Genomic DNA, 15,351 nt, shown 5'->3' on the forward strand with positions numbered 1-15,351 from the left:
TTCAGACACTCCTCGAAACACGGCCGAGCGCAGGCTCCAAGCCGTCGATAAACAGGCAGGCAGCCAGCAGATCAGCCGCGCCGCCAGGCGAAGCATTAAGCGCCAGCAGTTGCTGATCCAGCTGGTTCAGTGCGCGGCGCCCGGCAAGGCTGGCACTGCCGCCAACGTCCAGCACGTGCTGAGCGCCGCGCTGCATGGTGTGCAAGCCTTCGATACCGGCACGATGCAGCACGCAGGTGTCGGACAGGGTAGTCATGATCGCCAGCAACGCATCCAGCCGGGCGTTCTGCTCGCCACTGCCCGCCGCGCGACTGCGTTGCAGTTGCGGCAAGGCGAAATCCCTGACTGCCGGGAAGCCTTGCTGCGCCTGTTCCCGGGCGCCCATTACACCGTAACGGCGAACCACATCATTACCGTGACTGCCTTGCACGAGCACCTGGCGGTCCTTGATCTGCGCCAGGCTGGCAGCCCGCGCGAAGACGGCTTCGGGTGCGCAGTTGCGGGCATCCAGCGCGGCAGCTGTCACCAGCAGGCCCAGCGCCCAGATCGCACCTCGATGAGTATTCACACCCTGGGTGGTGCGCAGCATCGTGGCTTCACCTTCGCGACCGAGACGGCCGAGCGCCTCACGTAATGGCTGGCCCACTGTGTTGAATTGCCCGGCGGCGTCAGCCATCAACTTGAAGGTCAGCCACAGTGACAGCGCCGAGGAATGCATCAGGCCCAGATGCAGGTCGGTGTGTGCGCCGCTGCCACGCCGGTCCACCAGTGCAGGTTTGGGCGACAGGTCGGCTTCGGCAATCAGGGCATCGACGGCCAGATCGGCCAGTCGCTCGGCAAGCGAAGCAGCTTGCGGTGTCAATTGAAGTGCGCTCATCACCAACTCCTGAATTTGGCAGGCGGGCTGTACAGGCCACCGGACCACTGAACCAGATCGGCAATGCTCTTGGCCGCAAGCAGTTCACGGCAGGCATCGGTGCGCCGGATGCCGAGGTCTTCCGGCAGCGCGATCAGCCCTTCACGACGCATACGTGCGGTGTCTTTCGGGTTATGGCGCAAGCCAATCACGGTCACGCCCGCCACGGCGGCAATCATCGCCTGACGCTCTTCCAGGCTGCGCGCCTTGTAGAGGTAGGCGATGCCTTCTTCGGTCAACAAATGGGTGACGTCGTCGCCGTAGATCATGATCGGTGCCAGCGGCATGCCGCTTTTCTTCGCCACTTCTACAGCGTCCAGCGTTTCAACGAAGGTCGGCTTGCCGCCCTCCTGAAACGTCTCGACCATCTGCACCACGAGCTTTTTGCCGCGCTCCAGATAGGCATCCGGGCCGCTCTCGTTCTGTTGGCGCACGTCCAGCCATGCCGGGGTGGCATGACGTCTGCCGCGCGGATCATGGCCCATGTTCGGTGCGCCGCCAAAACCTGCCAGCCTGCCACGGGTGACGGTCGAGGAATGCCCGTCTCCATCCACCTGCAGGGTCGCGCCGATAAACAGGTCAACGGCATACTGGCCAGCCAGCTGACAGAGTTGGCGATTGGAACGCAGCGAGCCATCGCGCCCGGAGAAGAACACATCCGGGCGCGCAGCAATGTAGTTTTCCATGCCCAGTTCGGTGCCGAAGCAATGCACGCTCTCGACCCAACCGCTTTCGATGGCCGGGATCAGTGTCGGATGCGGGTTAAGCGTCCAGTTACGGCAGATCTTGCCCTTGAGGCCCAGCGACTCGCCGTAAGTCGGCAGAATCAGTTCAATGGCTGCGGTATTGAAGCCAATGCCGTGGTTCAGCGACTGAACGTTGTGTTTTTCGTAGATGCCGCGAATCGCCATCATCGCCATCAATACGTGAACTGGCTTGATGTGCCGCGGGTCGCGGGTGAACAGCGGCTCGATGTAGAACGGCTTGTCGGCTACCACCACAAAATCGACCCACGAGGCCGGAATGTCCACCCGAGGCAGTTCGCTGACGTCATCCACCAATTGATTGACCTGAACGATGACGATGCCATCGCTGAACGCAGCCGGCTCGATAAGCGCGGGGGTGTCTTCGGTGCTCGGGCCGGTGTAGATGTTGCCTGCCCGGTCGGCCATGAAGCCTGCGGCCAGCACCACGTTGGGGATCAGGTCCACCACCAGCCGCGAATACAGTTCGATGTAGGTGTGGATCGCACCGATTTCCAACAGGCCGTCTTCCAGCAGTTGGCTGATGCGCAGGCTTTGTGTGCCGGCAAACGAGAAGTCCAGTTTGCGTGCGATGCCTTGCTCGAAAAGGTCCAGATGCTCGGCTCGGCCAACGCTCGGCATGATCATGTGCAGGTCATGGACCTTGCCCGGATCGACTTTGGCCAGCGCGCGGGACAGGAAGTCCGCCTGCTTCTGGTTATTGCCCTCAAGCACCACCCGATCACCGGAAACCAGCAAGGCCTCCAGCGCCGCGACAATCTTGTCGGTCGGCAGCACTACGCCATCGGCCAGCGCCCGCACCTGCTCCAGACGCCGCTGCTTCTCGGTGCGACGACGTGTCCAGCGTGCGTCGGGGGAAGTTGTTGTTGTCATGATCGCTCCACGATTTTGCTGTCGTGGGCCACCTTAGGAGCGATAGGGGCACGCATCAATCAAGCAGCGAGGCGAATCGTTACGGCTGGAGTAACGATAGTAAAAGTGTTCGTTTTTTGATCACCTTTATTGGTGCCCGTAACATCCGCGAAACGCCCTGCTGATCTTTGTGTAGGACCGGTCTTTAACAGAACTTCTGCGCACCTGAGTAGCGGTTTTACGCCTAGCCTTCAGGCTTCCAGACCTCAAAGGAAGCACTGCCATGTCGTTCATAGTCAGGGAAGGCGATCTCACCACCACCGGCGGCTTTGTGCTGGCCGCATCGGCAAGCGAGGTCATCGACCTGCGTCGCGTGGCCCGCATGGGCGACCCGGTGTGGTGTCCGGCATGCGGGGAAATTGGTTTCATCGCCCAAGGCAACCCGACGTATGTCGACGATCTGGTGGCGGTCGCCACGCAGAGCCACGAAGTAGCGTGCGGCTGCCCACCCGGCAGCAACCGCCTGACCGCATCACAGCAAGACATCCAGGCAGATATGGACGCAGCTGTCACCATATCCACAGAACGGGCTTCGACAGCGAGGCTGAATGCCGAACAGCTGGCGCGCTCATTGAGAGACGGCAGCTATACGCCCGAGGTGCTCCGGCCACGATGATTTCTGTGTCTGAGCGTTATGCATAAGTCTTGAGATGCTCACAGATTGGCTTCTGCCCGCAGGGCGTGGGAGCGAACTTGTTCGCGAATACGGTAGTTCAGACGATACATTTTCTGTGACTATACCGGCCCTTTCGTGAACAAGTTCACTCCCACGGCCTTCGGCCAGAATCAAAAGCGGACTTGTGTATAACGCTGAGTGCTACGCGCGGTGCATACCCATCACGGATGGGCATTGGTCTCCAGCAAGTGATGCAGGTCCACGAACTGCTGCGTCAGCTTGTGACGGGGGTCCAGGTGGATCAGCGGCAGGCTGGCCTGATGCGACTCACGCATTTTCACCGATGCGCCCAGGTAGACCGGCAACACCGGCAGCCCCTCGGCTATCAGCTCGTCGAGCATCTGCTGCGGCAGGCTGGCTCGGGGCTGGAACTGGTTGACGATGATGCCTTCAACCTGAAGATCTTCGTTGTGATCCTCTTTCAGCTCCTCGATCTCGCGCATCAGTCCGTACAGCGCCTGTCGGGAAAAGCTGTCGCAGTCGAACGGAATCAATACACGATCAGACTCAATAAGCGCCGAAACCGCATAAAAGTTCAGTGCTGGCGGCGTATCCAGATAAATCCGCTCGTAATCCTCACTCAGTTCGTCGAGCAGTTTGCGCAGCTTGTTGATCTTGTGCTTTGCCTCAAGTTTGGGCTGCAAGTCGGCAAGCTCGGCAGTGGCCGTGACCACATGCAGGTTATCGAAAGGTGTTTCATAGATATCAACGTGGTTTTTCTTGGCGAACGGTGCTGCTGACAGTGTGTTCTTGAAGAACTCGGCAATACCCATCGGAATATCCTGACCGGTAAGGCCGGTGAGGTACTGAGTCGAGTTGGCCTGGGCATCGAGATCGATCAACAACGTCCGATAGCCTTCGTGAGCGCTGACTGCAGCCAGATTGCAGGCGATGCTCGATTTGCCTACACCGCCCTTCTGATTGAATACCACGCGACGCATGCTTTGGGTTCCTTGACAGATGAAGAAACAGCAGGTGTGGCCGATAACGACCTTAAGAGGTGTAGAGTCTAGGCAGTACATATGACAACAGCGAGCTTATCGCAAAACGGCACGTACCTGCCTGTCATCCTAAAGCCAGACTTGAACTTTAAAATACACGTCTGTAAACGATTTTTATGTAACAAATTTGCTAGTAATGACCCCCATCGGGATAATGCGCGCACTCGGTCAAATTACCGCACCCAGGCTGATATCTACCTGATATCGATGTAGCGAGAAACAAGCCCGCAGGGGCGGGAAGAGAAGTCTTGATCACCTTCAACATTGCACGATGGCATGCCTGGGCTCCGGGCCTGGCGAGCGCGGACGACTGGCTGCAATGGAGCCGCAATCCGACGCTACTGGAAACCAGTGATGCCGCGCCAGACGTGTCTTTCCTGCCTGCCATGCAACGTCGCCGCCTGGGCCGCATGGCCAGAATGGCATTTGCCGTCGGCTGGCCATTGACTGAAGGTTTGGGGCGCGTACCGCTGGTGTTTGTCTCGCGCCACGGAGAAACCCCGAGAACGTTTGAAATTCTGCGCGATCTGGCTGCGAACGAGCCGGTTTCACCGACCCAGTTCAGCCTTTCAGTGCATAACGCAGTGATTGGCCTGTGGTCGATCATGCGCGGTGAAACAAGTGAGATGACAGCCCTGGCCGCCGCAGGCGACGGGCTGGAGTATGGAGCGTTCGAGGCCGCAGCGTTGTTGGCCGAGGGTGCAGAAGCAGTATTGCTTGTGGTGACTGAAGAGCAGCCACCACACGCTTATGCACAATGGATTGATGACGTGCCCTTTCCCTACGCGGTCGGCTTGCTGCTGACGCCCGGCAACGAGTGGGAATTGTCTTTGCACAGCGACACACAAGGGAACCCGCAGACTCGATGGCCCCACGCATTGAATCTGCTGCAAGCCTTGCACACTGATCAATCCGTCTGCCTGCACCCCTGGAATAACCGGTTATGGAACTGGCAACGCAAGAACTGAAAAAACGTCAGGATGCTTATTACTGGCGTTTGCTGGCAACCGCCTTCAGCTTTGCCCTCTTCGGGCTCAGCGGCCTGTGCCTGCGCTTGTTCGTTTTCCCGATACTGAGTTGCCTGCCCGGCGGTGTAGCCAGTCATCAGCGCCGCGCCAGGCGGACCATCAGCCGCCTGTTCTGGCTGTTCATCCGCATCATGGCGCGCATGGGCGTGTTGACCTACGAGGTACAGGGTGCCGAAAAGCTTGGCCGCCCCGGGCAGATGATCATTGCCAACCACCCATCATTGATCGACGTGGTGTTCCTGATCGGGCTGGTGCGTGACGCCAATTGCGTGGTCAAGCGCAGCCTGTGGGAAAACCCGTTCACCCGTGGCCCGGTGCGCTCCACAGGTTACATCAGCAACGACGGCAGCATGGACATGCTCGATGCCGCCGTGGAGCGCCTGCAAAGCGGCCAGACACTGATTATTTTCCCCGAAGGCACCCGCACCCAGCCGGGTCAGCCGCCGGTCTTTCACCGGGGCGCGGCCGCCATTGCACTGCGTGGCGCGAGCATGATCACTCCGGTGACCATCAAGGTCCAGCCGACCACTCTGACCAAGGCCGAGCCCTGGTATCGCATTGCACAACGCCGCGTGCACTTCAGTTTGCGCGTCGGTGCCGATATAGACCCCACCGCCTTCAGTTCGCTGGGTCCGCCGCCCGTGGCGTCCCGCAAGCTCAACGATTACCTGCATGACTATTTCACCAAGGAGCTCGCCTCAGATGAGCGATCTGCACCAGGACATTAAATTGTTGATCATCGATGCCCTGGGCCTCGAAGACATCACCCCGGAAGATATCGGCAACGATATGACGCTGTTCGGCGAAGGACTGGGACTGGACTCGGTGGATGCGCTCGAACTAGGCCTGGCCATCCAGAAGCGCTATGGCATCAAGATCGATGCCGATGCAAAGGACACCCGTAACCATTTCGCCAGCGTCGACAGCCTTGCGGCCTTCGTCAGCGCCAGACAACCGGCCTGAGAATTGAACATGCAAACCCGTGAAGACATCTTCGAAATCCTGCGCGCCGCAATGGTGGAACTGTTCGAACTGGAGCCTGAGAGGGTCACACTTGAAGCCAACCTGTATCAGGACCTGGAAATCGACAGCATCGATGCCGTGGACCTGATCGACCACATCAAACGCAAGACCGGCAAGAAGATTGCCGCTGAAGAGTTCAATTCAGTCAGAACCGTGAACGACGTGGTAGAGGCCGTCTACAAACTGGTCAACACGGCCGAATGAAGCGGCTGATTGGCCTGATTCTGGTGCTGGCCGGTGTGCTGTATCCGTTTGCCGTCTACTGGGGAACCGAACACTTCGCCCCGTGGCAGTTCGCGCTGCTGCTGGGCAGCCTGTGGCTGGCGCGCGCACTGACCGGCGAGCGCAAGCCCGGCAGCCTGGCGATGGCGCTCGTCGCCCTGGTTTTTTGCGTGGCGCTGGGCGTAATCGACAGCCACCTGATGCTGCGCTGGTATCCGGTACTGGTCAGCGCGTTCATGCTCGGCCTGTTCGGTTCAAGCCTGATATACGGCCCGCCTATCGTAGAAAGAATGGCGCGCATAAACCGCCCTGAACTGCCCGAGTCCGGCATCCGCTACACCCGTAAAGTCACGCAGATCTGGTGCCTGTTCTTCCTCGCCAATGGCCTCACGGCAGCCATACTGACGCTCTGGGCACCGTTGTCCTGGTGGACGCTGTACACCGGCCTGGTTTCCTACGGATTGATGGGCCTGTTGTTCGCTGTTGAATGGATCGTCCGCCCACCCTCTGCGGGCGGCAAATGAAATGGATCGCATGAACTGGTTGAACCTTGAACACCTGCTGCTCGACGCCCTGCCCGACCGGCTGCTGACGCTGGCCCCGACCCTGGATCACGCGCAATTTCGTGATCAGGCATTGAGTGTGGCCGCAGGACTGCAAGCCCGCGGTATCAAAAACCTCGCGGTACACCTTGAAGATGCCGCTGACCTGGCCGTCGCCTTGTTCGGTGCCTGGCGCGCCGGTGTGCACGTGTTGCTGCCCGCGGACTTGCAAGGCCAGACCCGCGAGCGCTGGGCCAATCAGGTCGACCTGTGGCTGACCGACCTGACGCAAGACACGCATTTAAGCGATCTGCACGCCGCGCAGTTGGCTCCGGCAGCGCTTGACCTTGACCAGTGCCGGTTGAGCCTGTGCACCTCGGGTTCCAGCGGCGAGCCCAAACTGATTGAAAAACGCCTGCGCCAGCTGGCCAACGAAGTCTGCGGGCTGGAACAGCTGTGGGGCGCGCAGCTTGGTTCGGCATGCATGATCGGCAGCGTTGCGACGCAACATATTTATGGGCTGCTGTTCCGTTTGCTATGGCCGCTGTGCGCCGCACGCCCGTTCGTGCGCCGCCAGTTGCCGTTTGCCGAAGACCTGCAACGCGCCAGCCGCGAATACCCGTCCTTTGCCTGGGTCGCCAGCCCGGCACTGCTCAAGCGCATGGGCGACAACCTCGACTGGAGCAGCCTCAGTGCCGTGCGCCGGGTGTTTTCATCCGGCGGCGCATTGCCAGCCGAAGCGGCGCAAAGTCTGCAACAACGTCTTGGCCAGTGGCCGACGGAAATTCTCGGCAGTTCGGAAACCGGTGGCATCGCCTGGCGGCAGGGCGAACAGCACTGGCAAGCCTTCGACGGCGTAGAGCTGAGTCAGAACAACGAAGGGGCGCTGCGCATCAGCTCGCCCTATCTGCCGCCCGGTCACGTAGAGCAGACCGCCGATGCCGTGCAGATTGGCAATGATGGGCGATTCGAACTGCTGGGCAGGCTGGACCGCATCGTCAAACTTGAAGAAAAGCGCGTGTCGTTGCCACTGATCGAGCAGGCCCTTACGACTCACGAGTGGGTAAATGAAGCGCGCCTTGGCGTGGTTCAGGAAAACCGTGCGTCGCTTGGCGCGCTGCTGGTGCTGAGCGATGCGGGCTTGCTGGCCCTGCGCAATCAGGGCCGTCGAGCGCTTACCGAAGCCTTGCGCCAGTATTTGCGACCGCACTGCGAAACCATCGCTCTGCCGCGGCGCTGGCGTCTGCTGCGGCAAATGCCCCTCAATGCCCAGGGCAAACTGGCGCAGATGGACGTGCAGAACCTGCTCATGGCCTCACGCCCCAGGCAACCGCAAGTGCTTGACCAACAGACGGTCGACGGCGAATTGCACCTGCAACTGATGGTCCCGCCAGATCTGGCATTTTTCAGCGGCCACTTTCCCAAGGCACCGGTCTTGCCAGGCGTGGTTCAGGTCGAATGGGCGATCAGTCTGGGGCAGCGCCTGTTGAATCTGCCAACCGACTTTGCTGGCATGGAAGTGCTCAAGTTTCAGCAACTGGTGCGCCCCGGCGACCGCCTGAAACTGACCCTGCGCTTCGATGCCGCTCGCTCAAAGCTGCATTTCGCCTTTCACAACAGCGAAAACGCACCCTGCTCCAGCGGCCGGATTGTGCTGGAGGGAGATCATGCATAAGCCTTGCGTGATCATTCCGGTGTTCGACCACGAACTGGCCGTGCCCAGCGTGGTCAAGGCCGTCCGCAACGCAGGCTTGCCCTGCATATTGGTGGACGATGCCAGCAGCCCGGCTTGCGCCGCAGTGTTACAGCAGCTGGCGCAGGGTGAGGGTATTTACCTGTTGCGCCTGCCGGTCAATCAAGGCAAGGGCGGCGCGGTCATGGCCGGGTTCCGCGAGGCGGCACGCCTGGGTTTCAGCCATGCGTTGCAGGTCGATGCCGATGGTCAGCATGACCTGAACGATATCCCGGTGTTTCTGGAGCAGTCACGCCAGTACCCGCAAGCGTTGATCTGTGGCTATCCGCAGTACGACGAAAGCGTGCCCAAAGGCCGCCTGTACGCCCGTTATCTCACCCACGTCTGGGTATGGATCAACACCCTGTCACTGCATATTCGCGATTCCATGTGCGGCTTTCGGCTCTACCCGCTGGCCCCGGTTCTGGCGCTGATCGACAGCGTGCAGATCGGCAGGCGCATGGACTTCGACTCGGAAATTCTCGTGCGCCTGTCATGGCGTGGCCAGGCGATGCGCTGGCTGCCGACCCGCGTTCACTATCCGCAGGACGGCCTGTCGCATTTCCGCCTGTTTCACGACAACGCCCTGATCTCGAAAATGCACGCCAAGCTGTTCTTCGGCATGCTGATGCGTCTGCCGGTGATCCTCTGGCGGCGGTGGCGCTCATGACCATTGAAAAATCGCCCAAGGAACATTGGGCCAGTCACGAAGAGCGTGGCAGCTTCCTGCTCATGAAGCTTACCGCCTGGGGCATGCGCGTGCTCGGTCGTCGCCTGCTCAGCCCGGTGCTGTATGGCATCGTTCTATATTTCTTCGCCTTCGGCCGCCGTGCCCGACACAGCATCTGGGAATACCAGCAGCGCCTGGCGGACTGGAGCGCCAGACCCGAACTGCGCCCCAGCCAACGGCGCGTGTTTGGCCAGTTCATGGCCTTCGCCGAGGCACTGCTCGACAAGCTTGATGTGTGGAACGGCAGGCTGGGCATCGAGCAGATCGAGATCATCGACCCAGCCCTTCTGCGCCACAACCTGCGCGGCGAGCGCGGGCAGATGCTGGTCGGGGCGCATCTGGGCAACCTTGAGGTGTGCCGCGCACTGGCCGAGTTCGGCGAAAAAGTCACCATGAACGTGCTGGTACACACCAAGCACGCCGAACGCTTCAATCGCCTGCTCGGTGAAGCCGGGGCGACCAACCTGCGGCTGATTCAGGTCAGCGAACTGGACCCGGCGATCATGCTGCAACTCAGCCAGCGTCTGGACGAAGGCGAGTGGCTGGCCATCGCCGGTGACCGCGTGGCCCTGCATGGCGGGCGCAATGTGCGGGTCGACTTTCTGGGCAAGCCCGCGACGTTTCCGCAAGGCCCGTGGCTGCTGGCCGGTCTGCTCAAGTGCCCGGTCAATCTGTTTTTCTGCCTTAAAGGCCCGAACGGCTATCGGGTGATTCTCGAACCGTTCTCCGACGCCATCGAATGGCGGCGCAGCGACCGCGCCCAGGTCATCGCCCACTGGGCCACACGTTATGCCGAGCGTCTTGGGCACTACTGCCTGGAAGCCCCGCAGCAATGGTTCAATTTCTACCCATTCTGGAAGTCCGATGATGATTCAAGCTCCTGACCCGATCATTTTCGGCGAGCGCGCCCTGTGTATCGAAGACGTGCTGGCCCTGGCCAATCGGCAGGCACCGAGTGTGTTGCAAGGCGGCGCTGAATTTCGCGCACGCATTGCCAGGGGCGCGCAGTTTCTCGATTCGTTACTGAACAAGGAAGGCGTGATCTACGGCGTCACCACCGGTTACGGCGACTCCTGCGTGGTGGCCGTGCCATTGGAGCATGTCGAGGCGCTGCCGCAGCATTTGTACACGTTTCACGGCTGCGGGCTGGGCAAGCTGCTGGACGCCCAAGCCACCCGCGCAGTGCTGGCGGCACGTTTGCAGTCACTGTGTCAGGGCGTTTCCGGGGTGCGCGTCGAACTGCTTGAGCGTTTGCAGGCGTTTATCGATCAGGACGTGCTGCCGCTGATCCCGGAAGAGGGCTCGGTGGGTGCCAGCGGTGATCTGACCCCACTGTCTTACGTGGCCGCGACCCTGTCCGGCGAGCGCGACGTGATGTTCCGTGGCGAGCGCCGTCCGGCCAGCGACGTGCACCGCGAACTGGGCTGGACGCCGCTGGTGCTGCGCCCCAAGGAAGCGCTGGCGCTGATGAACGGCACCGCCGTCATGACCGGCATCGCGTGCCTGGCGTTCGCCCGCGCCGATTACCTGTTGCAACTGGCGACCCGTATCACCGCCATGAACGTGGTGGCGCTGCAAGGCAACCCGGAGCACTTCGACGAGCGCCTGTTCGCCGCCAAGCCGCATCCGGGCCAGATGCAGGTAGCCGCGTGGTTGCGTCAGGACCTGGCCATCGACGCGCCAACCGCCCCACTGCATCGTTTGCAGGACCGCTATTCGCTGCGCTGCGCACCGCATGTGCTGGGCGTGCTGGCCGACAGCCTGAACTGGCTGCGCTCGTTCATCGAGATCGAGCTGAACAGCGCCAACGACAACCCGATCATCGATGCCGAAGCAGAGCGCGTGTTGCACGGCGGGCATTTCTACGGCGGGCACATTGCTTTTGCCATGGACAGCCTGAAAACGCTGGTGGCCAATGTCGCAGACCTGCTCGACCGGCAATTGGCGCTGCTGATCGACGAACGTTACAACCACGGCTTGCCGAGCAATCTGTCAGGGGCCAGCGCCGAGCAGGCCATGCTCAATCACGGTTTCAAGGCGGTGCAGATAGGTACCAGCGCATGGACCGCCGAAGCACTGAAAAACACCATGCCGGCCAGCGTATTCTCGCGCTCCACCGAATGGCACAATCAGGACAAGGTGAGCATGGGCACCATCGCTGCGCGTGACGCCATTCGGGTGCTGGAGCTGACCGAGCAGGTTGCCGCCGCCACGCTGATCGCCGCCAACCAAGGTATATGGCTGCGCAGCAAGGCTGCCGATGCGCTCCCGCTGCCACCAGCACTGGCGGCCATGCACCAACAGCTGGGCGAGGACTTTGCCCCTGTCATCGAAGACCGGGCGCTGGAGAATGAACTGCGCCTGTGCCTGAAACATATTGCCAACCGCCGCTGGAGCTTGCATGCGCAGTAAGGGTTTTCTGCACGTCGACACCGAAATCGTGGTGCCGTTTTTCGACGTCGACATGATGAACATCGTCTGGCACGGGCATTACGTCAAATACCTGGAAGTCGCACGCTGCGCATTGCTCGACCACATTGGTCATAACTACATGCAGATGCTCGAATCCGGTTATGGTTGGCCGGTGATCGATCTGCAACTGCGCTACGTGCGCAGCGCGGTGTTCGGCCAGACACTGAACGTACGCGCCAGTCTGGTGGAGTGGGAGAACCGTCTGAAGATCAACTACCTGATCACCGACGCACACACCGGCGAACGCTTGACCCGCGCCAGCACCGTGCAGGTTGCGGTCGACAGCCAGAGCCGGGAAATGCAACTGGCATCGCCCCAGGTCTTTATCGATGCCGTGAAGAGAGCTTTGCCATGAACCGTCCGTTTCGCGCCTTGCTGCTATTGGGGTTGCTGTGCCTGTCTTCACTGGCGCAGGCTTTCGATCTACAACAACTGAGTGATCAGCTCGCTAAACCTGCGGTGGTGCAAGGGAGCTTCATTCAGGAAAAACACCTGCGCGCCCTGCCGCAACCACTGCTCAGCAAAGGCCGCTTCGTGCTCGCCAGGGATTTCGGGCTGCTCTGGCTGCTGGAAACACCGCTGAAACAGGATTACCGCATCAATGCCAGCGGCATTTCCCGCCGCGAAAGCGTGGGCGACGTCAGCACCTGGAAGCCCGTACCAAACAAAAATGCCGGGGCCGAGCAGAACCGCTTGTTCCTTGCTGTACTGCAGGGCGACAGCAGCGGCCTGCAACGGGATTTCGACTTGCAGCTCAAGGGCGACGCGAACGCCTGGCAACTCACGCTCACGCCGCGCTCGATGCTGCTGCAACAAGTGTTCAAACAGATCAACATCGATGGCGGCGAACTGGTCCAGCGTATCGAGTTGCTGGAAACCCAGGGCGACAGTACCGTCCTGAAAATGATCGACAGCAGCAGTGCTTCCTCCCTGACCGATGCGCAGCGCAATGACTTCAACGACTGAGCGGCTATTGCCGCGACTGTTCCTGCTGATTCTGGCAAGCGTGCTGGCGCTGGCCGGCTGGCAGTGGCACGACCGCTCACCGCTGTCGGCCAACCTCATGGAACTGGTGCCGGGCACTGACAACGACGAACTGGTGGTGAGCGCCGAAAAGCGCATGCAGGAGCCGCTCAATCGCGAAATGCTCGTGCTGGTGGGACACACCGACCGCCAGCAGGCTGTGGAACTGGCTCGCACGCTGGCGGAGCAATGGCAATCGAGCGGCCTGTTCGAGAAGGTTCAGTGGTCGCTGCAAGCTGATCTGCCCGCGTTGCGCACCCAGTTGCTGCAAGGGCGAATCGCGATGTTGCCGGCAGCGGATCGCGCTCTGTTGATCGATGAGCCGAAGACTTTCATCGAGCAGCGTGTACAAACACTCTTCGACCCGTTTGCCGGGTTCAGCCTGGTGCCGGGTCAGGATGACTGGCTGGGGCTGACCGGACGTATCCAGAACAGCTTGCCGAAACAGGGCTCGGTCGAGGCGGATCTGGCCAGCGGCGCGCTGATCGCCAGCGCCGAGGGCAAAAGCTGGGTACTGCTGCGTTCGCGAACCCGAACCGATGCTTTCGATCTGCACCTGCCCGGTCAGGTCGCCGATCTGCTGGCGCAAGCGCGGGTGCAGGCGCAGCAGGCCGGTGGGCAATTGCTCGCCGCCAGCGGCCTGCTGTACGCCGCCGACGGGCAGAAGCAGGCCAGCCGGGAAATCACCTGGGTCGGCGGGGGCGCCACACTCGGTATTCTGTTGCTGCTGTTGCTGGCATTCCGACGCTGGAGCGTGCTGCTGGCGTTTGTACCGGTGATAGTCGGCATGCTCTTCGGTGCAGTGGCTTGCGTGGCGCTGTTTGGCAGCATGCACGTCATGACGCTGGTGCTGGGTTCCAGCCTGATTGGTGTGGCGGTGGATTACCCACTGCATTACCTGTCCAAGAGCTGGAGCCTGAAACCCTGGCGCAGTTGGCCCGCCTTGCGCGTGACCCTGCCGGGCCTGACGCTGAGCCTGATCACCAGTTGTATCGGCTATCTCGCCCTGGCCTGGACGCCGTTCCCGGCACTGACACAAATTGCCGTGTTCTCCGCTGCGGGCCTGATCGGCGCTTACCTGACTGCGGTGTGTCTGCTGCCCGCGCTGCTTGCAAAGGTCGAGATCAACCCCGCGCAATGGCCGCTGAAACTGGCGCAACTGATGCTCGATTGCCGCGCCGCGCTGTTGCAGCGCATCAGCACGCCGATTCTGCTGGCGCTGCTGCTGGCCTTCTGCGGCGGCGGGATCTGGCACCTGACCACCAAGAACGATATCCGCCAATGGGTGGCAGCACCTCAGGCGTTGACCGATGAAGCCCAGGCCATCGCACGGATCACAGGTTATCAGCCCACCAGCCAGTTTTTTCTGGTGCGCGGCAAGGACCAACAGCAGTTGCTGGATCGGCAGTCCGAACTGACCCAACGGCTCGACCAACTGGTCAGCATGGACAAGCTGCAAGGCTACATGGCGCTCAACCAGTTGCTGGATTCGCCTGCCGAGCAGCAACTGACCCGTGATGCAATGGGCAAATTGCCGCAACACTGGGAGCCACTGGTACAGCTTGGCGTTCCGGCCAACGCACTGAAAACCGAACTCGCGCAATTGCAGGCACTGCCAACGCAAAACATTGATCAGGCGCTTCAAGGCCCGCTCAGCGAACCGTGGCGCACGCTCTGGCTAGGCGCCAGCGAAGATGCCGAAGGCGACGCTCAGGTAGCCAGCATCGTCAGCCTGCGTGGCATGAACAGCATGGCGTTGCTGCGCGTGCAGGCCATCGGACTGGAGGGCGTGCAACTGGTCGACCGCCTGGGTGAGTTCAACGAGGTGTTTGCCCACACGCAGATCAGCGCAGCGGAATTGAAGCTGGCATCGTGCGTACTGATCGTCCTGCTGCTGATCGCTCCGTTTGGCTTCGGCGGTGCGTTGCGCATCGTCGCCCTGCCCCTGCTGGCGGCCCTGTGCAGCCTCGCCAGCCTGGGCTGGCTCGGTCAGCCGCTGACTCTGTTCAGCCTGTTCGGCCTGTTGCTGGTTACGGCGATCAGCGTCGATTACGCCATTCTGATGCGCGAGCAGATAGGCGGCGCGGCGGTCAGCCTGCTGGGCACGCTGCTGGCCGCCGTGACCACGTGGCTGTCGTTCGGCCTGCTGGCCGTTTCCAGCACCCCGGCGATCAGCAACTTCGGCCTGTCGGTCAGTCTGGGGCTGGCGTTCAGCTTCCTGCTGGCGCCCTGGGCCAGCCCGCGTAAAGCGCTTCATTCGCCAGCCAATGCTGAAGGGCCACACGCATGAGTCTTGCAGCGTTGTCGTCA

At 61.1% G+C, this 15,351-nt stretch carries 16 protein-coding genes; 13 read left to right on the plus strand and 3 right to left on the minus strand.

The annotated features are described in order from the left end of the window. Position 1: 1 nt before the first annotated feature. Positions 2-877, minus strand: coding sequence for a triphosphoribosyl-dephospho-CoA synthase (locus AO277_RS00305; protein ID WP_044317442.1), 876 nt, complete (start codon positions 875-877; stop codon positions 2-4). Next, positions 877-2,553, minus strand: a complete 1,677-nt coding sequence (gene mdcA / locus AO277_RS00310; protein ID WP_044317441.1) for a malonate decarboxylase subunit alpha — start codon at positions 2,551-2,553, stop codon at positions 877-879. The genes AO277_RS00305 and mdcA overlap by 1 nt, the downstream gene beginning before the upstream one ends. 262 nt (positions 2,554-2,815) lie before the next feature. Here mdcA and AO277_RS00315 point away from each other — a divergent pair, with 262 nt between their 5' ends. After that, complete coding sequence (locus tag AO277_RS00315) at positions 2,816-3,208, plus strand: PAAR domain-containing protein (protein ID WP_044317440.1); 393 nt, start codon at positions 2,816-2,818, stop codon at positions 3,206-3,208. A gap of 221 nt (positions 3,209-3,429) precedes the next feature. On the opposite strand, the gene AO277_RS00325 is transcribed toward AO277_RS00315, so the two are convergent. Then, a complete protein-coding gene (locus AO277_RS00325; RefSeq protein WP_044317439.1) occupies positions 3,430-4,209 on the minus strand; it encodes a ParA family protein in 780 nt (259 codons plus the stop codon). Between the two features lie 308 nt (positions 4,210-4,517). On the opposite strand from AO277_RS00325, the gene AO277_RS00330 reads away from it, so the two are divergent. Genes AO277_RS00330 through AO277_RS00385 form a run of 12 tightly spaced genes read left to right on the plus strand, consistent with a single transcriptional unit; the run spans position 4,518 to position 15,331 of the window. Next, positions 4,518-5,237 carry a beta-ketoacyl synthase chain length factor gene (locus tag AO277_RS00330; RefSeq protein WP_002551689.1) on the plus strand — a complete coding sequence of 240 codons (720 nt, stop codon included), beginning with the start codon at positions 4,518-4,520 and terminating at the stop codon, positions 5,235-5,237. Next, positions 5,213-6,025: a lysophospholipid acyltransferase family protein gene (locus tag AO277_RS00335; RefSeq protein ID WP_044317438.1), complete on the plus strand. Its 813-nt coding sequence runs from the start codon at positions 5,213-5,215 to the stop codon at positions 6,023-6,025. The genes AO277_RS00330 and AO277_RS00335 overlap by 25 nt, the downstream gene beginning before the upstream one ends. After that, entirely contained in the window at positions 6,000-6,260 is a 261-nt protein-coding gene (locus AO277_RS00340) for a phosphopantetheine-binding protein (RefSeq protein ID WP_002551687.1), read from the plus strand. Before AO277_RS00335 ends, AO277_RS00340 begins: the two co-directional genes overlap by 26 nt. A 9-nt stretch (positions 6,261-6,269) precedes the next feature. Further along, entirely contained in the window at positions 6,270-6,524 is a 255-nt protein-coding gene (locus tag AO277_RS00345; protein WP_044317437.1) for an acyl carrier protein, read from the plus strand. After that, on the plus strand, positions 6,521-7,066 hold the full coding sequence (locus AO277_RS00350) for a COG4648 family protein (RefSeq protein WP_004654313.1): 546 nt from the start codon (positions 6,521-6,523) through the stop codon (positions 7,064-7,066). The genes AO277_RS00345 and AO277_RS00350 overlap by 4 nt, the downstream gene beginning before the upstream one ends. A gap of 10 nt (positions 7,067-7,076) precedes the next feature. Further along, the gene (locus tag AO277_RS00355; protein ID WP_044317470.1) at positions 7,077-8,759 is read left to right on the plus strand and encodes an acyl-CoA synthetase family protein; all 1,683 of its coding nucleotides are present in this window, start codon (positions 7,077-7,079) and stop codon (positions 8,757-8,759) included. Then, the gene (locus AO277_RS00360) at positions 8,752-9,486 is read left to right on the plus strand and encodes a glycosyltransferase family 2 protein (protein WP_002551683.1); all 735 of its coding nucleotides are present in this window, start codon (positions 8,752-8,754) and stop codon (positions 9,484-9,486) included. Before AO277_RS00355 ends, AO277_RS00360 begins: the two co-directional genes overlap by 8 nt. After that, positions 9,483-10,430 carry a lysophospholipid acyltransferase family protein gene (locus AO277_RS00365; protein ID WP_044317436.1) on the plus strand — a complete coding sequence of 316 codons (948 nt, stop codon included), beginning with the start codon at positions 9,483-9,485 and terminating at the stop codon, positions 10,428-10,430. Before AO277_RS00360 ends, AO277_RS00365 begins: the two co-directional genes overlap by 4 nt. Next, positions 10,411-11,958, plus strand: a complete 1,548-nt coding sequence (locus AO277_RS00370; RefSeq protein WP_044317435.1) for an HAL/PAL/TAL family ammonia-lyase — start codon at positions 10,411-10,413, stop codon at positions 11,956-11,958. Before AO277_RS00365 ends, AO277_RS00370 begins: the two co-directional genes overlap by 20 nt. Beyond that, positions 11,948-12,373, plus strand: coding sequence for an acyl-CoA thioesterase (locus tag AO277_RS00375; protein WP_002551680.1), 426 nt, complete (start codon positions 11,948-11,950; stop codon positions 12,371-12,373). The genes AO277_RS00370 and AO277_RS00375 overlap by 11 nt, the downstream gene beginning before the upstream one ends. Continuing rightward, positions 12,370-12,984 carry an outer membrane lipoprotein carrier protein LolA gene (locus AO277_RS00380; protein WP_044317434.1) on the plus strand — a complete coding sequence of 205 codons (615 nt, stop codon included), beginning with the start codon at positions 12,370-12,372 and terminating at the stop codon, positions 12,982-12,984. Before AO277_RS00375 ends, AO277_RS00380 begins: the two co-directional genes overlap by 4 nt. Beyond that, on the plus strand, positions 12,968-15,331 hold the full coding sequence (locus tag AO277_RS00385) for an MMPL family transporter (RefSeq protein ID WP_044317469.1): 2,364 nt from the start codon (positions 12,968-12,970) through the stop codon (positions 15,329-15,331). The genes AO277_RS00380 and AO277_RS00385 overlap by 17 nt, the downstream gene beginning before the upstream one ends. The last annotated feature ends 20 nt before the right edge of the window (positions 15,332-15,351 follow it).

The organism is Pseudomonas amygdali, assembly GCF_002699855.1.
In the GTDB taxonomy this organism is placed as follows: Bacteria; Pseudomonadota; Gammaproteobacteria; order Pseudomonadales; family Pseudomonadaceae; genus Aquipseudomonas; species Aquipseudomonas amygdali.